General features: G+C 60.7%; 19 protein-coding genes. 14 read left to right on the top strand and 5 right to left on the bottom strand.

Annotated features, from left to right (window positions below; translation table 11 throughout):
• Positions 1 to 27 precede the first annotated feature (27 nt).
• A complete protein-coding gene (locus tag AC50YL_RS29930; protein WP_494836849.1) occupies positions 28 to 1,344 on the bottom strand; it encodes a phytoene desaturase family protein in 1,317 nt (438 codons plus the stop codon).
• Positions 1,345 to 1,570: 226 nt separating this feature from the next.
• On the opposite strand from AC50YL_RS29930, the gene AC50YL_RS29925 reads away from it, so the two are divergent.
• Positions 1,571 to 2,149, top strand: a complete 579-nt coding sequence (locus tag AC50YL_RS29925; RefSeq protein WP_494836848.1) for a DJ-1/PfpI family protein — start codon at positions 1,571 to 1,573, stop codon at positions 2,147 to 2,149.
• A 204-nt stretch (positions 2,150 to 2,353) separates the two neighbouring features.
• Here the strand turns inward: AC50YL_RS29925 and dnaN are convergent, their stop codons facing one another.
• Positions 2,354 to 3,496 (bottom strand): DNA polymerase III subunit beta, encoded by a 1,143-nt coding sequence (gene dnaN / locus AC50YL_RS29920; protein ID WP_494836847.1) that lies wholly within the window; start codon positions 3,494 to 3,496, stop codon positions 2,354 to 2,356.
• A 434-nt stretch (positions 3,497 to 3,930) separates the two neighbouring features.
• Between dnaN and rlmN the strand changes: the two genes are divergently transcribed.
• The 8 genes from rlmN (at position 3,931) to AC50YL_RS29880 (ending at position 14,979) form a co-directional block, all read left to right on the top strand.
• On the top strand, positions 3,931 to 4,992 hold the full coding sequence (gene rlmN, locus AC50YL_RS29915; RefSeq protein ID WP_494837146.1) for a dual-specificity RNA methyltransferase RlmN: 1,062 nt from the start codon (positions 3,931 to 3,933) through the stop codon (positions 4,990 to 4,992).
• A 235-nt stretch (positions 4,993 to 5,227) separates the two neighbouring features.
• Positions 5,228 to 5,695, top strand: coding sequence for a transcription elongation factor GreA (greA, locus tag AC50YL_RS29910; protein WP_494836845.1), 468 nt, complete (start codon positions 5,228 to 5,230; stop codon positions 5,693 to 5,695).
• A 468-nt stretch (positions 5,696 to 6,163) separates the two neighbouring features.
• Positions 6,164 to 7,411 (top strand): GntR family transcriptional regulator, encoded by a 1,248-nt coding sequence (locus AC50YL_RS29905; protein WP_494836844.1) that lies wholly within the window; start codon positions 6,164 to 6,166, stop codon positions 7,409 to 7,411.
• Positions 7,412 to 7,567: 156 nt separating this feature from the next.
• On the top strand, positions 7,568 to 10,582 hold the full coding sequence (locus AC50YL_RS29900) for an alpha-mannosidase (protein WP_494836842.1): 3,015 nt from the start codon (positions 7,568 to 7,570) through the stop codon (positions 10,580 to 10,582).
• Between the two features lie 217 nt (positions 10,583 to 10,799).
• A complete protein-coding gene (locus AC50YL_RS29895; RefSeq protein WP_494836840.1) occupies positions 10,800 to 11,585 on the top strand; it encodes a GNAT family N-acetyltransferase in 786 nt (261 codons plus the stop codon).
• 140 nt (positions 11,586 to 11,725) lie between these two features.
• Positions 11,726 to 13,183 (top strand): DEAD/DEAH box helicase, encoded by a 1,458-nt coding sequence (locus AC50YL_RS29890; protein WP_494836839.1) that lies wholly within the window; start codon positions 11,726 to 11,728, stop codon positions 13,181 to 13,183.
• 105 nt (positions 13,184 to 13,288) lie between these two features.
• The gene (locus AC50YL_RS29885) at positions 13,289 to 13,882 is read left to right on the top strand and encodes a hypothetical protein (protein WP_494836837.1); all 594 of its coding nucleotides are present in this window, start codon (positions 13,289 to 13,291) and stop codon (positions 13,880 to 13,882) included.
• 395 nt (positions 13,883 to 14,277) lie between these two features.
• On the top strand, positions 14,278 to 14,979 hold the full coding sequence (locus AC50YL_RS29880) for an SDR family oxidoreductase (protein WP_494836835.1): 702 nt from the start codon (positions 14,278 to 14,280) through the stop codon (positions 14,977 to 14,979).
• 233 nt (positions 14,980 to 15,212) lie between these two features.
• Here the strand turns inward: AC50YL_RS29880 and AC50YL_RS29875 are convergent, their stop codons facing one another.
• Positions 15,213 to 16,202, bottom strand: coding sequence for an NAD(P)/FAD-dependent oxidoreductase (locus tag AC50YL_RS29875; RefSeq protein WP_494836834.1), 990 nt, complete (start codon positions 16,200 to 16,202; stop codon positions 15,213 to 15,215).
• A 274-nt stretch (positions 16,203 to 16,476) separates the two neighbouring features.
• Here AC50YL_RS29875 and AC50YL_RS29870 point away from each other — a divergent pair, with 274 nt between their 5' ends.
• Positions 16,477 to 17,316, top strand: coding sequence for an MBL fold metallo-hydrolase (locus AC50YL_RS29870; protein WP_494836833.1), 840 nt, complete (start codon positions 16,477 to 16,479; stop codon positions 17,314 to 17,316).
• Positions 17,317 to 17,450: 134 nt separating this feature from the next.
• Here AC50YL_RS29870 and AC50YL_RS29865 read toward each other — a convergent pair whose 3' ends face one another.
• Positions 17,451 to 18,284: a 1,4-dihydroxy-6-naphtoate synthase gene (locus AC50YL_RS29865; protein ID WP_494836832.1), complete on the bottom strand. Its 834-nt coding sequence runs from the start codon at positions 18,282 to 18,284 to the stop codon at positions 17,451 to 17,453.
• Complete coding sequence (locus AC50YL_RS29860; RefSeq protein WP_494836830.1) at positions 18,284 to 19,102, bottom strand: futalosine hydrolase; 819 nt, start codon at positions 19,100 to 19,102, stop codon at positions 18,284 to 18,286. The genes AC50YL_RS29865 and AC50YL_RS29860 overlap by 1 nt, the downstream gene beginning before the upstream one ends.
• Before the next feature lie 320 nt (positions 19,103 to 19,422).
• Between AC50YL_RS29860 and AC50YL_RS29855 the strand changes: the two genes are divergently transcribed.
• The 4 genes from AC50YL_RS29855 to AC50YL_RS29840 all read left to right on the top strand — a co-directional run bounded on the left by AC50YL_RS29855 (position 19,423) and on the right by AC50YL_RS29840 (position 22,017).
• Complete coding sequence (locus AC50YL_RS29855) at positions 19,423 to 19,983, top strand: glutathione peroxidase (protein WP_494836828.1); 561 nt, start codon at positions 19,423 to 19,425, stop codon at positions 19,981 to 19,983.
• A 73-nt stretch (positions 19,984 to 20,056) separates the two neighbouring features.
• Positions 20,057 to 21,052, top strand: coding sequence for a quinone oxidoreductase family protein (locus AC50YL_RS29850; RefSeq protein ID WP_494836827.1), 996 nt, complete (start codon positions 20,057 to 20,059; stop codon positions 21,050 to 21,052).
• A gap of 72 nt (positions 21,053 to 21,124) precedes the next feature.
• Positions 21,125 to 21,403 (top strand): hypothetical protein, encoded by a 279-nt coding sequence (locus AC50YL_RS29845; protein ID WP_494836825.1) that lies wholly within the window; start codon positions 21,125 to 21,127, stop codon positions 21,401 to 21,403.
• Positions 21,404 to 21,714: 311 nt separating this feature from the next.
• Complete coding sequence (locus AC50YL_RS29840) at positions 21,715 to 22,017, top strand: hypothetical protein (RefSeq protein ID WP_494836824.1); 303 nt, start codon at positions 21,715 to 21,717, stop codon at positions 22,015 to 22,017.
• Positions 22,018 to 22,223 lie beyond the last annotated feature (206 nt).

Raw genomic sequence — 22,223 nt, 5'->3', positions numbered from 1 at the left:
CCGCGTTCGCTCGCGGCACGGATACGATTAAGCGCGGCTTGCATGCCCGGCCAGCGCAGGCTCGGCGCCGGGGACCGCTTTGGCGTCCCGGATCGCTTGGGCGGCGGCGCGGACCGCGCTGGCCGCCGCCGCGTCGGCGAGCATCTCGCCGTGGCTGGCCCAGTCGCCGGCGACGTACAAGCCGCGAATTTCCGGCACGGCAGGTCCGGGCTTGCGGTCCCGACGGCCTCTGTGCGGGTAGTCGTGCACGACCGTGATGCTCGGCAGGAACTGCTTGGCCGCGGCCGCCTGCAGCCAGCCCGGGTGCAGCAAATCCATCGTTCGCGCGAGCAGCGCTTCGTCGGCCCGGTTCTCGCCGGGAACGTGGTACTGGATCAAATGCGTCACGATGCTGCCGTCATCGCTCAGCTTCGCCGCCCGCGAATGATTCGAGAAGAGGATCGGCCGGTCGAGGCCGAGGACGAAATCCCGCCCCGGCACGGGCAGCCGGTTCAACGCCAAATCGAGGGTAGCCGCCGTAACGGGGCGCGCGTCTTCTTTCCATCGCAGCAGGGAAGTGCGTTCCGCACCGGCCGTGAGCCGGAAGCTGTCGCCCGGCGGCAGCGTGCTGATGACGCTTCCCGAGCGCAGCAGCTCCCCGTCGCCGAGAAGCACGCCCTGCACCGCGCCGTCTTCATGCGCGATGGCGGTTGCGCCCGCGCCGGTCCGGATCTCGACGCCGCTTCGCACCGCCAGATCGCGAAGCTGATCAACGATACGCTGCCAGCCGCCGTCCAGGTAAAGCACGCCGTCCTTCAGCGCGAGCTGCACCTGCTTGAGGACGGGCGAGGCGAGCTGGTAATCGATGTCGCAGCTGTAGGTGGCCGTCCTGCTGAGCGCATAGAACAGATGGCGGACCATCGGGTCATGCACCTCTTGCTCGGCCCATTCGCGCAGCGACACGTCGCCGATCGCCGAGAAATCGGTTTTGCCGAGACGCCCGAGCAGACGTCCGAGTTCGACTTTGCCGGAGAACCGGAACAGCTTCGAGGTGATCAGCCGCAGCGGGTCGGCCGGCAGCGGGGAGAGTCCGTTCTTCCAGATAACCGTCCCCGAGGTGCCCGGGACGCTGCCGTCGAGCCGAACGCCGAGCCGCCGAAGCGTGGCGAAAGCCGTACCGCCGCGATATAACGCATGCCCGCCGAGATTCAGCAGCGCGCCGTTCTTTCGGACCGATATTCCCCGTCCGCCCACATGAGACGACTTTTCGAGCAGGACGACCTTCCTTCCGGCTTGCGCCACCTCGATCGATGCCAGTAGTCCCGACAATCCGCCGCCGATCACGATTGTTTCCGCGCGTTGCATGGCAACCGCCTCCTCTTGTTCAAGTTACCTACAAGACGGGGAGGGGCGGGCGGCTGTGACAGTTTCCAAAAAAAATTTCGCGGTTCGATCCGCGGCGTTCGTATCCTTAATGTACCATAATTTCAGACGGTTCCCGCTCGGTTGCCGATACGAAAAGGGTTTTTCTTCCTGATGTCGAAATACGAATGCTATCATAAACGAGCTATGGAGAGGACGGGGCTGCGGGATGAAGATCGCGTTCATTATGTTCGACGGCATGACCTTGCTGGATTTCTCGGGGTTCTACGAAGCGGTGACCTGGATGAAAATGCTCGGCGCGGACGAGAGCCTGACGTGGGATTTCTGCGCGGACAAGGCGCAAATCGCGGACGATCGCGGGCTCTCGATGAACATCGCGCGCGTGAAGCCGGACCTGTCCGGCTATGACCTTGTGTTCGTGCCGGGCGGTTGGCCGACGCGGCAATTGCGGTTCGACGAGGAGTACGTCGCCTGGCTGCGAACGGCGGAGCGCGCGCGGTATAAGGCGTCCGTCTGCACGGGGGCGCTGCTGCTCGGCGCGGCGGGCTTCCTGCGGGGCAGGCGGGCGACTACGAACGCTTCCGCCTACGAGTTGCTGGCGCCGTATTGCGGCGAGGTTGCCCGGGAGCGCTGCGTCCGGGACGGCGACGTGTTCACGGGCGGCGGCGTATCGTCCTCGCTCGATCTCGGCGTGTTCGTGGTGGAGTCGCTGACCGACCGCGAATTCGCGCGGCGCGTGGCGGAGAAGATGGAATACCCGTACTATTTCGGGCATCGGCCCATATGATGAAGAGAAGCCCTTGAGCCGGGCAGGGAGGATGCCGGTTCAGGGGCTTTTGCGGTGTTCGCCGGGCTGGCCGGCCGAACGCTGGGCGCGTTTTCCCGGCACTTCGGCCCGTAATCCGATTGATCGTCCCCGTCCGAAAAGGCAGCAGGCGGGACGGAAGCCTCGGCGAAGTAAATAAGACAGTCCTGGCTACGTCCGGAATCTCTACGCGGTTTGGATCGGGGAAATCGCAAATAACGCATCGCTGTCACCAATAGGCATGATTTGAATAGGCTTGCTCGGTCCGGAGAACGCAATGCGAAGGCGGCAGTCGCCTGCGGCCCGCATAATATCCTTCATATAGCCGCCGTTAAATGCGATGGAGAGCCGCTGCCCGTCATGAGCGAGAACCGGAACGTCTTCTTCGACATGGCCCGCGCTTTCCGATTGCGCGGATAGCCTCAAGGCAGCTTGGCCGCTAATGGTTAATTTCACCAAGCGTTGTTTGCCCGCGAGCAAGGATACTCTGTCCAGGGCAAGAAGGAAGGAGAGGGCTTCCAATTCGACGAAGCCGGTGACGGGCTGGGATACGACGCGTTCCAACGACGGAAAAGCGCCTTCGAGCAGTGCCGCTTGCATCCACAGCTGGCCGGTTTGGAACCGGACGCTGTTGGCATTTACTTGCATGGCGGTGAATCCTTCTTCCTCCAGCCCGCCGGCGAATTCTCGAATCGGCTTGCAGGGCATGACGATATGAAGAAGGTCGAAAGCCGATTCTTCTTCCGCTATCGGCCTTTTAAGCGTCTGCACGGAGAGCCGGATGCCGTCCGTTGCGGTAAAGGTAACGCTGTCAGGACCGATCCTGCAGGAAATGCCCGTCAGGACGGGACGGCTATCGGAGGTTGATGCCGCGCAAGCAAGGCGTTTGACAAGCGTCTTAAGCTGCCGATTCGAGAAATGAAACAGACGGCCGGTCTGCGGGCCGGCAGCTTCCGAGTATTCGTCGCCGGGATCCTTGCCGCACAGTTGGATGGACGCGCTGCGGCCCTTGATGCCGAGGTTGAAGCCATCGCGTCTTTCCAGCGCGACACCGTTGTCCGGCAAAGCGCGCAAGACCGACAGCAGATAACGGGACGGAACCAGGATGCTTCCCGCGCGATAAACGATCAGGTCTTTGGTATCGGCAGGCAGGGAGATACCCATCGTAATTCCGGATCCGGCGCTTGTCAGTGTTACTCCTTCGGAAACGGCGCGCAGAAGAATATCCGATGATCCGGAGGCATGGGCTTTGGCCGAAAAGGCGGGAGCAAGCCGTTGCACGGCTTTATGAAAGGCTATCCGGGGGATATCAACCAGCAAGGTACTCACCGCCTCTATTCTTTAGCAGATAAATAAGTCTGAACCAAGATTCGCAGCAATTCGGATTTCGAATAATCGAGGCTTTGGCACTCGGCATCGAATAGATTCCAGGTCGCTTCGGGAAGCGTGATGGAAACCTTTCTCGTTTGCCCCATTCCTTTGCGCCCGGCTCCTTCCCGAGGCCCTCCTTTCGCGAAATTCATTGCTAGCTGACCTTCATGCTGAGGTACGCCCAGCTGTAATTTGTTTTGCCGCATTGAAACTCACCGGCTTTCTTCTTTTGATTAAAGTTACTTTATTCAATTAATGGATAAGTTAACCATACCATATCGGTCATGCCGGCGGCAAATTAGCATTGAACTTGTATTCCCGCAAGAATTTTGGGAGAATGAAGGGTAGTCGTACGGAAGTATCGCACGCGAAAAGAGGACCTTACCATGAACATGATCAAACCTTCCATATACGGATTGACGCTTGCGCAGCTGACCGCATGGCTGCAGGAGCGCGGACATAAGAAATCGCGGGCGCTGCAGGCGTGGGATTGGCTGTACCGGAAGCGGGCCGCCTCGTTCGAAGCGATGACCGACGTGAACGGGGAATGCCTCGCGCTGCTCGCCGACCATTACGCGCTCGAGACGCTGACCGAGCATACGAAGCAGGAGTCTTCGGACGGCACGGTGAAATTCCTGTTCCGGCTGCACGACGGCAATCTGATCGAGACCGTGCTGATGCGGCACAAGTTCGGCTTGTCCGTCTGCGTGACGACGCAGGTCGGCTGCAACATCGGCTGCAGCTTCTGCGCGAGCGGGCTGATCAGCAAGAGCCGGGACCTCTCGGCGGGCGAGATCGCCGAGCAGATCATGAAGGTGCAGTTCTACCTGGATGCCGCCGGCCAAGGCGAGCGCGTCAGCCATGTGGTCGTCATGGGCATCGGCGAGCCGTTCGATAATTTCGAGAACCTCGTGGATTTCCTGGACATCATCAAGGACCACAAGGGACTGGCGATCGGCGCCAAGCATATTACCGTCTCGACGAGCGGACTCGCGGACAAGATCATCGCTTTCACCGACCGCGGTCTCGGCGTCAACCTCGCGATCTCGCTGCATGCGCCGAACAACGAGCTGCGCACGCGGATCATGAAGATCAACCGGGCGATTCCGATCGAGAAGCTGATGGCCGCGATCGACTATTACATCAGCAAGAACAAGCGCCGCATCACGCTGGAATATATTTTGCTGCGGGACGTGAACGATCGGCAGGAGCATGCGCTGGAGCTGGCCGAGCTGATCGGCGGTCGCCGCCCGAGCGTGAACGTGAACCTCATCCCGTACAACCCGGTCGACGAGCATAGTCAGTACCAGCGAAGCGAACAGACCGCCATCCGGGATTTCTACGATACGCTGAAGAAGCAGAACGTCAGCGTCAGCGTCCGCCTGGAGCACGGTACCGACATCGACGCGGCGTGCGGCCAGCTGCGAAGCAAGCAGATGAAAGCCTCCGGCTGACGGCCGGGCGGTCCCGCATCCGGCGAAGGATATTTAAGCCGTGCCGGTCGGCGCGCTTGAACGGGAAGAAAGGCATCCGCCGCGGATGCCTTTTTTGCATGGCGTTCTTATAGGCCGCCGCGTTTTGGTCAACACTGTTTGCTGAATGAAAGTAAATGTTGGGATTTCCCGGACATATGGCCGGAAGTAAGGTAAGATAGAGCTATCTTAGCGTAAGAAATGGGAGCGGTTGAAGATGTCGAAAGAGCAAGTGATTTTAACGAGAGAAGGATTTGACAAGCTGCAGGAAGAGCTGGACGACCTGAAGTACGTCAAACGCAAGGAATTGGCGGCGCGGATCAAGCTGGCGATCAGCTACGGGGATCTGAAGGAAAACAGCGAATATCACTCGGCGAAAGAAGATCAGGCGTTCATGGAGACGCGCGTCATCATTCTCGAGAAAATGCTCGCCACCGCGCGCGTCGCGGAGGGCGGCAGCCTGGATCATGTGCAGATCGGGACGACCGTCGTCGTGCACGATGTCGAGTTCGACGAGAAAATCGAGTATCAAATCGTGGCGCCGGCCGAAGCGGACGTAGCGGCCAATAAAATATCGTACGAGAGTCCGCTCGGCAAGGAATTGCTCGACAAACGGATCGGCGACCGTGTCAGCGTCAATGCGCCGATGGGCGTCATCGAATACAAGCTGCTGGAAATCAAGTAGCGTTCTGCGCGTATTGGATGTCCTGGACAAGGCGGTCCGATCCTGCGATCTCGGCTGTTCGGGCTGTCTTATCGTCAACCAGCCAACTCCTCCATCAGTTCGCAGCGGTTCATCGCTATTCAACGTACACTGGCTCGCCGGTCCACCCAGCATCCAACGTACGCCGGCCGGGTTATCCGACTTATACCGTCCTTCTTCCTCTCCCGGCCGCGGCCTTCGTCTTACGCCCGGCCTCGACACTATCGATCTTCAGACCGCCGATCACCCATCGGCGGTCTTTTTACTGCTGTTCAATCGTGGCTTCGCGCAAAACCTGACATGCCCTCCCTCTTTTTCGCTGATTTATGCGTTGTTTCTACATCCCGCGACGGCGTCTTGTCACAATTTGGATGGAAATAAATTGGCAAACAAAATTATTACATATATGATATATTGAATATGATCAAATAATCGCGGAGGATAACGACCATGAGCATGGATAGAGAGCCGTTATATGTACGCATTCAGAATCATTTCAAGGATGCCATCCGCGCGGGGCGACTGCGCGAAGGCGATAAAATTCCGACGGAGAAAGTGCTGCTGGAACAGTTCGACGTGAGCCGGATCACGGTGGCCAACGCGCTCGGCGAGCTGGCGCGGGAGGGGTGGATCCACCGCATCCCCGGCCGCGGCACTTATGTGCGCGGTATCCCTGGCGAGATTGGCGGGAGCTTCCAAGCCGACGCCGACGTCGCCGAGCTCGTCGCGGACGCCCAGGCCGCCGCGGCCGTGCCGGAGCCGGGGCCGGAGGGAACGGACGGGGACGTGCGGCCGAGAATCGGCCTCGTTATTCCGTTCATCGGCGATTATTTCGCGATACGGCTGCTCACGGGCGTGAAGGAAGCGCTGCAGAAGGCCGGCTATACGCTGCTCGCGATGTTTACCTTCAACGACAAGGTGCGGGAGAAGGAGCTGATCCGCGAATTGAGGGACATGGTGGCGGCGCTGATCATTTTCCCGGTGGACGCGGACGTCTACAACGAGGAGATCATCGCGCTCAAGATGAACGGCTACCCCTTCGTGCTGATCGACCGGTATCTGCCCGGCGTCGAGACGAACACCGTGCACGCGGACGGCGCGCTGGCCGCGAAGCTGGCCGTCGAGCATCTGTGGGCGCTCGGACACCGGAGCATCGCGATCTGCGCGGACACGCCGGTATCGACGGCTTCGGTCGACGACCGGGTCAATGGGTTCATGGCGGCGCTGGCCGCAAAGGGCGCGATGATCAATCCGGCGCTGCTGCTGACGGATTTCAAGGTGAACGGCGCCGAAGCCGGTCCCGGGCATCCGCTCGTGCGCACCATCGCGAGCCGCGCGGCGACGGCGTATATCGCGCTGAACAGCACGCTCGGCCTGCATATCGCCGCGCATGCCAAGGCGGCCGGCCTCGAGGTGCCGCGGGATTTGTCCATCGTGACGTTCGATAATCCGAGTCGGGGCTTGCTGGACGAGCAAGGAACGTTTACGTATATCGACCAGAACGAAGGCGGGATCGGGCGCCATGCCGGCGAGCTGATCCTGGAAATCCTGAACGGGGAGAAGAACGGGCCCGTGCCGTACAAACGGATCGTGATGGAGCCGCGGCTGGTCGTGCGCGGAACGACGGCGGCGGTGCCGGACGCCGTCTCCAAGAAAGCGCCGGCGACCGAGAAGGAAAAGACCGCGGATTCCCCTTGAGTGAAGGCGCGACTTATGAAGGTCGATAGAGGGAACGAAGGAACATGCTCCGGGCGGGGCATGTTTTTATTTTCGTAAATCAATTGATCTATTGTACATATATAATATATTATTATGTCATATCTACTTAGAGCTGAAGGATGGTGACGGAATAAGATGCCGCATACCCCGATTAAAATGGACGTCCTCCGCAAAACGCTGCGAGGGATCGAGTCGCGAATCTATACAACGATTGCGTCGCTTGACATGACGGCTTACGCCACGAAAGAACCGGTCGTTTTCGCCGAACGGCAGTCCGGCGAACGGCTGGAGCTGCAAGCCGGCGACAAATGGGGCGAGCGGTGGGACTGCGCATGGTTTCACTTCCGCGGGCGGGTGCCGGAATCCGCGGCCGGCCGCAAGGTCGTGCTGCTGATCGACGTGAACGGCGAGCTGTGCGTGTTCGACGAGGAAGGAACGCCCGTGCGGGGCTTGACGAACGTCAATTCGGAGTTCGACTTGACGCTGGGTCTGCCTGGCAAGCGCGTATTTCCGTTCGCTGAACGGGCGGCCGGCGGAGAGACGATCGACCTGTGGGCCGATGCCGGCAACAACGATTTGTTCGGCTTCTACCGCAGCGGAACGGTCAAGGAAGCGGACGTCGCGATTTGCCATGAGGAGATCCGGCAATTGTATTACGACTACGAAGTGCTGCTCGATTATGCCGAGCATATCGGCGATCAGTCGGCGCGCACGGCGCGGATCCAACAGGCGCTCTACGAGGTTCATCTGCTGCTGCGCAACCCGTCGGACGAGACGGTCGCCGAATCGCGGCGCTTGCTGGGCGCGGAGCTCGCGAAGCGGGGCGGCGATCCGACGATGACGGCGTCGGCGGTCGGCCATGCGCATATCGATCTCGCCTGGCTGTGGCCGATCCGCGAGACGTACCGCAAGGGCGCGCGGACGTTCGCGACCGTGCTCCGCAACATGGAGCAATACCCCGACTACGTATTCGGCGCCAGCCAGCCGCAGCTGTACCAATGGGTAAAGGAGCAGCATCCGAAGCTGTACGCGCAGATCAAGCAGCGCGTCGCGGAAGGGCGCTGGGAAGTGCAGGGCGCGATGTGGGTCGAGCCGGATTCCAATATCGCCGGAGGCGAGGCGCTCGTTCGTCAGATCCTGCACGGCAAGCGGTTTTTCGAGCAGGAGTTCGGCCTTGACATGCGGATGCTGTGGGTACCGGATATTTTCGGTTACTCGGCGGCCCTGCCGCAGCTGCTCAAGCAGTCCGGCGTCGATTACGTCATGACGCAGAAGCTGTCCTGGAGCGTGCATAACGACCATCCGCATCATACGTTCTTCTGGGAAGGGCTTGACGGCAGCCGCGTGCTGACGCATTTGCCGCCCGAGGACACGTACAACGGCCCGGCTTTGCCGCGATCCATCCTGAAGGCGGAACGGGATTATTACGATAAGAACGTCTCCGACCACGCGCTCGTCGTATTCGGCATCGGCGACGGCGGCGGCGGTCCGGGCGAGGAGCATCTGGAACGGCTCGCGCGGGTGAAGAACCTGCAGGGTCTCATGCCCGTAAAGCAGGAGCATGCCATCGACTTCTTCGACAAGCTGAACGCGAACGCCGCCCGGTACAAGACGTGGAAAGGCGAGCTTTACCTGGAGAAGCATCAAGGCACGCTCACGAGCCAGGCGCGCAACAAGCGATTCAACCGAAAGCTCGAGAAGGCGCTGCGCGAGCTGGAGTTCGCGGCTTCGCTCGCGTTTGCCGCGGGAACGGGCAGCTACCCGGCGCAGGAATTGGATGCGATCTGGAAAGAAATGCTGCTTTACCAGTTCCATGACATTTTGCCGGGCTCGTCGATCACGCGCGTCTTCGACGAATCGCTGGCGCGGTACGAGGCGCTGCTGGGCCGGGTGAACGAACTGACGGCCGTTGCATACAAGGACGCGGCGTCCGCCATGGCTTCATCCGGCGCGGAACGGCCGACGGTACTGTTCAACTCGCTCCCTTGGGAGCGCAAGGAATGGATCAACGCGGCGGACGGGGCTTGGCGGGAGGTCGCCGTTCCCGCCGCGGGCTACGCGGTGATCGATACGGCTTCGCGGCCGGCGCTGCCGGATTTCGGGCTGAAGTCGTCCGCGGAGCTCTTGGAAAACGACCTCGTGCAGGTGACGTTCCTCGCCGACGGCAGCATCGGATCCGTCTACGACAAGGCGCTTCGCCGCGACGTGCTGGTTCCGGGCGAGCGGGCTAACGTGCTGGCGATCTATCACGACGACGGGGATGCGTGGGACTTCCCCGAGGATTACGCCGCGGCGGGCTACGCGCAGATGACGCTGACCGAATCGCATGCGTATATCGACGGGCCGCAAGCCGTCGTCGAGCAGCGCTACGCGTACGGCCGATCGACCTTGACCCAGCGCATCTCGGTGACGGCGGGCAGCAAGCAGGTCGCCTTCGCCACGGAAGCGGATTGGCAGGAGGACGAACGCATGCTGCGGGCGATCTTCCCGCTGAACGTCTACGCGGACGCGGTCAACTGCGAGATCCAATTCGGGCATCTGAGACGCCCGACGCACCGCAATACGATGTGGGATTACGCGAAGGACGAGATTGCCGCGCATCAATGGATCGACCTGTCTCAGCCGGACTTCGGCGCCGCGATCCTGAACGACTGCAAATACGGCTACAGCGCGAACGGGCATACGATCAGCGTGCATCTGCTGCGCAGCCCGTCGTACCCGGATCCGGCCTGCGATCGCGCGCAGCATCAATTCAATTACGCGCTGCTGCCGCACGAGGGGGATTTCATCGCCGCGGAGGTGTACAAAGCGGGTTATGAATTCAATACGCCGCTTGCCGTCGTCGAAACGACCGGTACGCAGGGCGGCAAGCTGCCGGCCGAGCGGTTCTCGGCGATCGCGCTGGAAGGCGCCGGCGTCATGATCGAGGCCGTGAAGAAAGCGGAGGACGAGAACGCGCTCATCGTGCGCCTGTACGAGACGTCGGGCGCAAGCGCCGCGGTGTCGCTGCAGGTCAATTTGCCCCATGCATCGGCTGCCTTGGCGGACCTGATGGAACGCGAGACGGAAGCGTTGGCCGCGGAAGCGGGCGGCGGTTATGAGCTGCGCTTCGCGCCGTTCGAGATCAAGACGGTGAAAGTGCATTTATAGGCGATAAACGAGTGGCGGTTATGCGGCGGGCTCCGGACTTCCTTGCAGGGGAGGGACGGAGCCTTTCCTTAATTTAAAGGGGTCCGCGGCCGCTTGACACGAAGTCTGCCCTATACGTTAAAATGGACATATACCCGGACCGAAGCATAGGCTGGGCATGTGCTGCAGCGAGGTATGGACTATTATGGGAAAAATTTCACAAAGTGGAGGATTATTCATGTCGACCATTCAAGATAAGATTCGGGGCAATATGATTTTGGCTTACGAAAGGCTGGGCGCATTAAGCGGAATGTCCGCGTTCGTGCAGACGGATCGCGTTCAAAGATTCGAATCCGATATCCCTTTCGGTCTGTTCAACAGCGTGTTTGCGTACAACTATTCGGCCGATGCGGATCCGGCCGAGGAGATGAAGTCTCTGGCGTCCCTGTATCGCGAACGCGGCCGGAAATTGGCCTGGGTGACGTATTCGCACGAGCCGGACGAGGTCATCGACCGGGCGCTGGCCGCCAATGATTTCAAGCAGGTGGACAGCATCGCGGGCATGGCGCTTTCGCTGGAGGACTGGACTTCCGCGGAAGCCGGCATTCCGGGTCTTGAGGTTAGGGCGATCCGGGAACCGCGCGAGATCGCGCAGTACCGCGAGGTGATCTTGGCGGGCTTCGGGATTCCCGAGCCGATGGCCGAGCTCTTTTCCAAGGTTTTCGTGGACGGACCCAATCAGGATACGGCCGTTATTCAGCATTATCTGGCTTACATGAACGGGGAGCCGGTCACGACGATCACGACCTTCACGCAGGGGGACGTGGCGGGCATCTATAATATCGCGACGCCGGAGGCTTACCGCAGACGCGGCTTCGCCCGGGCGACGCTTGACCATGTCGTGCGCGACGTGCAGGCGAAGGGCGCCAAATGGGCGGTTATCCACGCGACTTCCATGGGGGCAAGCGTGTATCCGAAGGTCGGCTTCAAGGAAGAAACGACATTCAAAATCTACGCAGGTTGATCGCGCGCGCCGGGAAAAAACGGATAACGTTTAACTTCTGAGCCAAAAGCCGATCTTGGTACGATACAAGACTCGGCTTTTGTTATTATAGAGGCAAAGCGAAAAGGCGCAAGCGAGCGCGTGAAGGAGATTGGCATGCGATGGCAACGGAAAAACAAGAGGGGCAATTTCGTGCTTACGGGCTCAGCGAGGAGATCGTTCGCGCGATCGGCAGCCTCGGTTACGAGGACCCTACCCCGGTGCAGCGGGAGGTCATTCCGCAGGTGCTGGCGCACCGGGATTTGACCGTGCGCGCGCATACGGGCAGCGGGAAGACGGCGGCGTTCGGCATTCCGCTCTGCGAGCTGATCGATTGGGCGGAGAACCGTCCGCAGGCGCTCGTGCTGACGCCGACGCGGGAGCTGGCGGGACAGGTCAAGGAGGATCTGATCAACATCGGCCGCTTCAAGCGCCTCCGGACGGTCGCGATTTATGGCCAGCAGCCGTTTGCCGCGCAGAAGTTCGAGCTGAATCAGAAGGTTCACGCCGTCGCGGGGACACCGGGCCGCGTGCTGGATCATATCCGGCGCGGTACGCTGGACGTGGAGCGGATTCGGTTCCTCGTCATCGACGAGGCCGATGAGATGCTGAACCGCGGTTTTATCGAGCAAGTGGAAGCTATCATCGACGCGCTGCCGAAGGAGCGGGTGACGCTGCTGTTCTCCGCTACGCTGCCGCCTGACGTAGAGGGGCTGTGCCGGAAGCATTTGCGGGACCCGCTGCATATCGACATCGAATCGACGGGGGTGGCAGTGGACCGGATCGCGCACAAGCTCTACGTCGTGGAGGAGCGAAACAAGCTTGCGCTGCTCAAGGCAGTGACGGCGACGGAGAATCCGGACAGCTGCATCGTGTTCTGCTCTACGCAGGAAGCCGTCGACACGGTCAACCGCGAGCTGCGGCGCAGCGGCTATCCGTGCGACAAAATCCACGGCGGCATGGAGCAGGACGACCGCTTCGGCGTCATGCGCGCTTTTCGGCGGGGAGAGTTCCGCTTTCTGGTCGCGACGGATCTCGCGGCGCGGGGCATCGACATCGAGCGGGTGACGCATGTGATCAACTACGACCTGCCGATGGACAGCGAGAAATTCGTCCACCGCATCGGGCGTACGGCCCGCGCGGGTCTGACCGGCGAAGCCGTCACGTTCGCGGAGCCGCGCGAGGAACGGCGGCTGGCCGAGATCGAGCATTACCTCGGCTTCGAGCTGCCTCGCGCGGAGGCGCCTTCCGCAGAGACGGTGGAAGCGGCACGCGAGGCCTTTCTACGGAAGCTGGAGACCGCCGAGGCGCCGCGGCCGGACAATCGGGAGCTGCTCAGCCGGGACATCATGAAGCTGTATTTCAACGGCGGCAAAAAGAAGAAGCTGCGCGCCGTGGATTTCGTCGGCACGATCGCGAAGCTGGAAGGCGTAGCGGCGGAGGATATCGGGATTATCGCGATGCAGGACAACGCGACGTTCGTGGAGATTCTGAACGGCAAAGGCCCGCTCGTCCTGCGCGCCATGAAGACGACGACGGTCAAGGGCAAGCTGCTCAAGGTGCATGAAGCGAATAAATGATCCGGCGTGTTAGGAACGGGGACTTTCGTTCTCCTGCCGCGGCTGCAACTTTATCGCGGTCCGCTTTGTTCTTAGATTGCGGGAGTTATTAAATGGAGGTTGTCAATGATGAAAAAATGGTGCTGTTATTCCGCCGTGCTCGCGATCGTCCTGGTGCTCAGTTCTTGCGGCAACGCAAATTCCAATATTGCTTCGAACGCAGCGAATGAGTCGAATGCCTCCAATGGTTCGAACACTACGAATGCCTCGGATGCCTCCGACGACGCGCCGGGTAATGCGAATGCTTCGAACGAGTCGAATACCGCGAATACGCCGAATGCAGCTTCCGACGCAACTTCGACGCCGCCGTTCTATATTGGGGATTGGACGGTAGGAGATATGGTCGGTTCTTCACCCGTCTCGACAGAGCCGGATAAAAGCATGATCGGAACGAAAGCGTCCTACGCGGCCGACAAAGCGACGTTCGGCAAAGACGAAACTCAAAGTCCCGAATACAAAGAGCAGGACATGACGAAAGAAGAATTCTTGAGCGGATACAGAATTCAATTAAGCGACATCGGCATTGACGCCGATTCGGTTAAAACGGTCACGATCGGCAACTGGACGCATGCGGGCAGCTCCTTGATCATGAAGGACGATCGAACCGCGATCTTCTTGTGGGATGGGAATTACTATGAAATGAAGCGCACGAAGGCCTAAGCAGAGGCATAGGCAGCAGAGCCGGCAATCCGAATAGTAAACGTAAAGAGGAGCGGGCGATCATCCCCGCTCCTTTTCTGCTGCTTCGATTGTTCCAGCAGCGACATGCGGATTCAGATCGCGGCCTGCGCGCCTTTGCCATGGCGGCGTCGGCAGCAGGAGCTGTTCGAGCGTGAACGGTGGAGCGCAGCGTAATAAAAAACCGGTTATTTTTATTCTTTACCGATCGTTCTCAATATGTTATATTGATGCCAGGAGGGAACGATAAAGAATAAATCGCTGTCTTGCGCTAATTTTGGAACGATCGTTCTTAAATTGCGCATGAATCCTGTAGCCATAGAAGAGAATTCTATATAGGTAACCAACCCAAATACCCCAAAAAGGAGCAATTAAATATGAAACTTTCTGAACAGGCCGCACTGGTCACTGGCGCGAATCGAGGTCTAGGTCTTCACCTTGCGCAGGAACTTGTATCCAGAGGGGTTAAGGTATATGCCGCCGCAAGAAATCCGGAATCCATTAACATTCCGGGCGTAATCCCGATAAAGCTCGATATTACCAACCCTCAAGAGGTAGCTGCAGCGGCAGCGGCCGCTAAGGACGTTACGATTCTGATTAACAACGCAGGTTCGTCTACGGGCGCTTCCTTGCTCGAGGGCGATTTCGATAAAATTCAGTTGGAATTGAATACGCATTTCTTTGGCACGCTATCCATGGTTCGCGCTTTCGCACCTGTTCTCATTAATAATGGGGGAGGAACCATTCTAAATATTCTCTCCATATTATCCTGGTTTAGTGTGGGAGGTGCAGGCGCTTATACGGCTGCCAAGTCGGCAGAATGGGCACTGACGAATGATTTGCGTTTAAATCTGTACCCTAAAAATGTGAGAGTGGCCGGCTTGCACGTTGGCTATATGGAGACCGACATGACGGCGGGGATCGAAGCTCCGAAGTCCAGTCCTGCTGATATTGCCAAAATTGCCATTGACGGCATAGAGTCCGATAGCTTCGAAATTGTTGCAGACGACATGAGCCGCGGGATTCAAAGCGTGCTCTCCGGTGGCGTGGCCGCGATTTATCCACAGCTCGCAAAATAAGATCGATCCCAACACAACCGGCAATACAGAGGGCGGAAAAGCCCTTTGTATTGCCGGTTTTTTTGTTGAGTTGACATAACAAGCGAGTTTCATATTCTCTTCGATCGTGCGGATTTACGTGTAACGTTGAAAATATGCTTGGATGCCATACTATGGATGCTCTTTCGAGCGCTCCGTTTTTCCAAACTCCGCGCATACAATCCCCCCGTCGCCCGACGCAGGTTAATAAAAGATTACCCCCGCTCCTTTTTCGCTGCTTCGTTTGCTTCCAGCAGCGACTTGTGGATCCAGATCGCGGCCTGCGCGCCTTCGCCCATGGCGACGGTAGCCTGCTCGGAGTGGAAGGCGATGTCCCCGGCGGCCCAGAGCCGCGGCACGCTGGTCATTTTGGTGCGGGGATCGGTCCATACATGGCGGTTCTCGTGCAGCCGGGCGCCGAGCCGGCCGGCCAGCTGCGAGCGTACCTCGTTGCCGCCGAAGGCAACGAACGCGCGGCCGGCAGCGAGCTCCGTGCCATCCTGCAGGACAACGCCGGTCATGGCGCCGTCATCCGCGGCCATGATGGAACGAACCGGCGCGACCCGGTGCGGGATGCCGGCGGCGGCGAGCCGGTGTTCCAGCTCCGGGCTGAGCGGATGTTCGTCGTCTTCTTGGCGCAGATAGAGCAGACGGTCCGTCCATTGCAGCAGCGTAAGCGCCATGTTGGCGCCGACGTCGCCGGAGCCGAGCACGAGCGTCTCGCGGCCGCGGATCTCGTAGCCGTCGCAGTCGGGGCAAACGAAGACGCTCAACCCCAGGCAGGGGAGCAGGCCGGGCCAGTCGGGCAGCCGGTCCATGACCCCGGTGGCCAGCAGCGCCGCGCGCGTCTCGTAGATCGCGCCGTCCGCGCCATGGAACCGGAAACCGGCGTTTTGCGCCAGATGTTCGGCGTCCGTGATCCGGTCGCGCACGAGCTCGATGCCATAGTCGCCGAGCTGCTTGCGGCCGGCTTGCCGGATGGCTTCGCCCGACACGCCGTCGGGATACCCGAGCAGGTTGCGGTAATTGAGGCACAGCGTGGAACGGCCGTCCTCGGAATCGACGACGAGCACCTTGTGCGCGGCGTACCGGCCGAGCTGGATGCCCGCCTGCATGCCGGCGAGGCCTCCGCCGACGATGATGCAGTCGTAGGTCATAGGGAACTCCTTTTTCTCTGAAGTGGCGGGATTTGCGTATTTTTCCATGCGGGCTCCACTCCTCTAGTTTGGCGGGAAACCGCCGTTCTATGTGCTGCGCGCGGGATTGGCCTTCGGCTGCGGCGGCTTGTCCGTGCAGCGGGCTGCCGCGGACGCTGACGGCTGTCGGAGGCCTTCGTTATCCATGCTGCCGGCAGGCGGCTCTGGCATTTTCGAAACGGTAGCGGTAAGGTGTAAGTAAGCGCGGAAGGCGGAAGTCGATCCTTTCGCGGATTCGGAATCGCATCGCAATCATTCAAGCGTACGGAGGCTGCGGCAACTTATGATCAAATTGCGAAAAGGCGCGCTGACGGTGTTCGAAAGCGCCCTCTACAAAACGACGTCGACGGTCATCCAAAGCGAGGATGCCGTGCTGATCGTCGACCCCTGCTGGCTGCCCCACGAGGTACAGGAGATCCGGCGATACGCCGACGACGCAGCCGTGAACGGAAAACGCAAATACGTGCTGTTCACGCACTCGGACTATGACCATATCATTGGATACGGCGCATTTCCGGATGCGGAAATCATCGCGTCGGCCGCATTCGCGGACAAAGACGAGGACGCTAAGGCGAAGATCGTGGAACAGATCCTCGCGTTCGACGACGATTATTATTTGGAGCGGCATTACGAGATTCGTTATCCGGAGGTCGCGCACCGCGTGGAACGGGACGGCCAGCAGCTCCTGCTCGGCGCTTCCGGGTCCATGCGGCTGACCTGCTACCAGTCGCCCGGCCACAATGACGACGGCTTCTTCACCGTCGTGGAACCGCTCGGAATCCTGCTGGCCGGCGACTATTGGTCGGACATCGAGTTCCCGTATATTTACCACAGCAGCGTCCTGTACGAAACCGCGCTCGCGAAGCTCGACACGATGCTGGGCGCGCATGACATCGCGCGGCTCATCCCGGGGCATGGCGCGTCGACGACGGACGAGGCGGAGATGAAGCGGCGCCAGGCCGCGGATTACGCCTATATCGCCGCGATGCGGGCGGCCGTGCGGGCGGGCGACCAGACGGCGATCGACGCCTTGATCGAGGGCTGCCGGTTCCCGCGCAATCTGCGGAAGTTCCATCGGGGGAACCAGGCGCTGTTCGAACGGGAGCTGGCCGCGGGGAAGTGAACGCGCGGCGTTGCCTAGGGAAGCGCATCGGCCGACAGGACGGAAACGCCAAAAAGAAGGGGCAACGTATCCCCTTCTTTTTGGCGTTTTGCGCTGAAAGCTTCTGAAGAAGCGATGCCGGCTCGGATAGGCGCTTATGCGCGCAGCTTGGCGAGATCGAATTCCGGGACGAGGCCTTCCTTCATCGCGCGGCCGAGCAGCGCATCGATCGCCGCGTAGCCGCTGGCGCCGAGGTTGGCGCTGAATTCGTTGACGTACAGCGCGATATGCTGCCTGGCGACGTCCGGCGACATTTCCTGCGCGTGCTCCATGACGTAGGCTTGCGAGACCTCGGGATTGGCCCAGGCATACTCCACGGAGGCGCGGATCCAAGTCGTCAGCGAAGCGGCGTCCAAGGACCGGCGGGCGATGATGGCGCCGAGCGGAATCGGCAGGCACGTATCGGATTCCCACCAGCTCCCGAGGTCGGTTTGCAGGTTGAGGCCGTAGTTCTGGTACGTAAAGCGGGCTTCGTGGATGACGAGGCCGGCATCGATGGCGCCGTCCCGCACGGCGGGCATGATCTCATGGAACGGCATGACGACGATGTCGAGATTGCCGTCCGGGATGTTTTGCGCCGCCCAGAGGCGGAAGAGCAGGTAAGCGGTGGACCGTTCGCTCGGCACGGCAACCCGCTTGCCCGCAAGCTCGGCGGGATTCGCGATCTTGTTTTTGGTCAGCACGAGCGGCCCGCAGCCGCGGCCGAGCGCGCCGCCGCAGGGCAGCAGCGCGTAGTCGTCCATGACCCATGGCAGGGCGGCGAAGGAGATTTTCAGCACCTCCGGACCTTCGACGGCAGCGGCCCAGTTATTCGTAATGTCGATATCGGCATAGGTCACGTCGAACGCCGGCGCGCCGGGCACGAGCCCGTGAACCAGCGCGTGGAAAACGAACGTATCGTTCGGACAAGGGGAAAACGCGATTTTCATCAGAGCACCTCTTTCAAAATCTGGCTTGCGCTTTCCAGCGCCTTGAGCGCGTCGCCGATCCGCCACGCGTCGCGGTTGCGCGGGCCGACGACGTTGGAGATGGCCCGCAGCTCCAGCGCGGGCAGGCCGAATTGTTTCGCGGCCGTCGCGACGCCGAAGCCCTCCATGGCTTCGGCCGCCGCGCCCGGCACGCGCCGTTCATGCTCCGCGGCGGTCGCGGCGGAGCCCGTCGCGGTCGTTACGGTGAGCACGGGTCCCGTGCTCACCTTCAGCCCGGCCGCGGCGATTCCCGCGGCCAGAGCGCCAGCGAGGCGGGCGTCGACCCCGACGCGGGCCGAGCCGAAGCCGAGCTCGTCCACGCTCGCGAAGCCGTCCGGGGTCTCGGCGCCCAGGTCGGCGGCGATGATCTCGCCGGCCACGACGAGCGACCCCACGGGCGCCCGCCCGGCGAAGCCGCCCGCGATGCCGGCGCTGACCACGAGCGCGTACCCCGCGCCTGCTTGCGCGTGGACGGCGCCCGTATCGGCGCTTGCGGGAGAGGCCAGGCCGGCGGCCTCGAGGCTCGAGAAGGCCGTGCTGCCGAGCAGCCATTCCACGCCCGAGCGATCCTCGGCCGGGGCAGCCGCGTCGGCAGCGGCGGAACCGCCCTTCGCCAGCGCCAAGGCTGTACCCGCCGCCGCCGCCGCCGGTCCGACCCCTGCGGCGACGACATGAAACCTGTCGTCATCCCCCAATCCGCGCAGCACGGCTTCGCGTTCCGCGTCGACCGCGGTCACGATCAGCACGCGACCGCGGATGATGTTCTCCGTAAGCCTCATAGCGCAGCCTCCTTTGCATAGTGAAGCGTACAATCACGCGTGCATCCATTGCGGTTGTTTGCTTTGCGGCTTGTCCGTCCGTCCGCGATCCTGCCGGTCGAGGATGCGCGGCTTGACGGGGCCGGGCAAGGTTCCGCACGTACTCGCCTAGTCGCTTAATCGTTAGTTATTGTACCGCTGTCCTACGACACATTCAACCTGCAGAGCCGTTCCGCCCGGCGGGAGCCGGAAATTCGAGGTTGACGAATGGAAGCCGGACTGATAAATTATATTTAAATTGTATGCAATTAAATTGTTTAAAAATCGGAGGGAAATTATCCATGACAACGTTATACGACCTGCAAGCCGCGACCGTCCAAGGCGCGAACAAAGCTTTGTCCGACTACGCGGGCGACGTGATGCTCATCGTCAATACCGCCAGCAAATGCGGGTTCACGCCGCAATACGCGGAATTGCAAAAGCTGCACGAGCAGTACGCCGATCAAGGCTTGCGCGTGCTCGGTTTCCCGTCCAACCAATTCGGCGAGCAGGAGCCCGGCACCGATTCCGACGTGCAAAGCTTTTGCCAAATCAACTATGGCGTGACCTTCCCGCTGTTCGCCAAATCCGACGTGCGCGACGAGACCGCCAATCCGGTATTCCGCTATCTGACGGAGCAAGCGCCGTTTCGCGGCTTCGACACCGACGAGGCGAGCGGCAAAATGCTTCACTCCTTCCTGAGCGAGAAGCTGCCGCATTGGCTCGGAGACGACTCCGTCAAATGGAACTTCACGAAATTCCTCGTGAACCGCCAAGGCCAAGTCGTCGGACGTTACGAGTCGACGGTCGAGCCGATGTCGATGGCATCCGATATCGAAGCGCTTCTTGCCGCTTCGAAGTAATCGATGCGCCCCGGACGTTCCTTCCGCCGAAATCGGTTAAACTAGGAAGGATGCGAAGGGAAGGATGACGATTATGAAGGCATTGGTATTCCATACGTTCGGCGGCCCGGAGGTGCTGAAGCTCGCGGAGATTGCCGATCCTGTTCTTACGCCGGGCTCCGTCAAAGTCCGCATGCGGGCGATCGGACTCAATTACGCGGATGTCTACCGGCGGCGCGGCGGCTACCATCTGGACGGCTCGCCGCCGTACATTCTCGGCTACGAGGGCGCGGGCATCGTGGAGGAAACGGCGCCGGACGTGCAGGGCGTCAAGGCCGGCGACCGCGTCGGCTTCGCGGATGCGCCGCATGCGAACGCGGAGCTCGTGGTCGTCCCGGCGGACCGGATCGTTCCGCTGCCGGACGGCATCGGGTTCGAGACGGCCGCTTCGGTGCTGCTGCAAGGGTTGACCGCGCATTACCTGGCGAACGACAGCTACAAGGTCCGGCCGGGCGACAAGGTACTGGTCCATGCGGCCGCTGGCGGAGTCGGCCAGCTGCTTGTTCAGCTGTGCCGGGCCAAGGGCGCCCGCGTGATCGGGCTGACCTCGAGCGCGGCGAAGCGCGAAGCGGCGCTCGCCGCCGGCGCGGACGAGGTGCTGCTGTACGGCGGCGACTGGGTGAGCGGCGTTCTGCGCTGGTCCGAGGCCGTTGCCGGCAGCGGTCAATCCGGCGCGGACGCCGGCGTGGACGTTGCCTACGATTCCGTGGGCGCGACGCTGCCGGACAGCTTCATGGCGGTCCGGACGCGCGGGGCTGTCGTGTTCTTCGGCATGGCCGGCGGCGATCCGCCTCCCGTGGATCCGCGCATGCTGATGGATACGAGCAAGACGCTGACCGGCGGCGACCTGTGGAACCACGTCACGACGGCGGACGAGCGCATCCGGCGGTCGGAGTCGCTGTTCGCGGATATCCGGGCGGGCAGATTGAAGCTGGAACCGCCTAGGACGTTTCCGCTTGCGGAAGGGGCAGAGGCGCATCGGTGGATCGAGAGCCGGGCGAGCACGGGCAAGATTTTGCTGATACCGTAAGCTTTTTGAGTGCGCGGGCGTCTCTATGTTACAATGGCCTTACGTAACTACGAGCATAGGGGTGTAACCGAAGTGAGCGAGCAAATCAACATGATCGAGCTGGTGCAGTTCATCGCCGGCAAGACGAACGCGGATGCCAAGCTGATCGAGCAGGTGCTGAAGCATGAACAGGCGTTCATCAACAACGCGCAAGAAGACAAGAACGGCGAAGTGAACATCGACAGCGACGAGCTGACGGACTATATCCTGAGCCGCCCGGGCCTCAAGTCGGACGAGCTGACCGTGGAGAACATTTTGGAAGCGGAAATGGATTATCTGATGGACAAAGGCGTCGCGGGCTACATCGACTGAGGATTGCACGGGTTTTGCATGGAGGACAGCAGGGATGCTGTCCTTTTTTTGCATTCTTCCGGGCACGGGCGTTCTGCATGAATGATCGGGCGCACGCCATCGGGGCAGTCGGAACGTTGTTTCGCGAGTGCGGGAACCGCATGCCGGCAGGCCCTCTGGGCGGTTTTTTGTCGTATTCTGCCGTGTTTCGGCGAACGGGCGGGAAGTCGAAAAATAAAGTTCGCAAGCTGCATTTTACGACATTTTACACTCTTGCTTCCTGTTATGAAAGCGCTACAATTATAGTAATCACAGCCTAGGAGGTGAGTACTATGAGCCATGAAGAGGAGATTGTCGAGGTGAACGCCGAGGCCGCTTCGGACGAGCTGGAAGCGGTGGAAGAGATCGCCGCGGCAAGCGAAGAAGCAGCGGAAGACGCGGAAGCATCCGAGGACGCCGAAGAAGCCGCCGAGGAAGCGGAAGAAGCGTCGGAAGAAGCAGCGGAAGACGCGGAAGCGTCCGAAGAGGAAGCCATCCAAGCGGACGAATCCGAAGAAGCAGCTGAAGAAGCCGACGATTCGGAAGCGTCCGAAGAGGCCGCCGAGGAGGCGGAGGAAGATGAATCGGAATCATGATAAACATCATTTCGCATAAACGGTGAGGGCTTTCCCGATGTCTGAAGAAGACGCGGGAGGCCCTTGTTTTAGTTGGGCAGACGATTGGGCAGGCGGCGACGCGCGGATCCGGGCGGGACGGGAATCTTCCGGGGCCCCCGTGAAACCGGAGGCCGGGTTCGCTATAATGGGACATGTACATAAAGGAACGGAATTTGACGGAAATC

It is taken from the genome of Paenibacillus sp. J22P277 (assembly GCF_059383675.1).
This window is presented reverse-complemented; position numbering and strand designations above follow the sequence as displayed.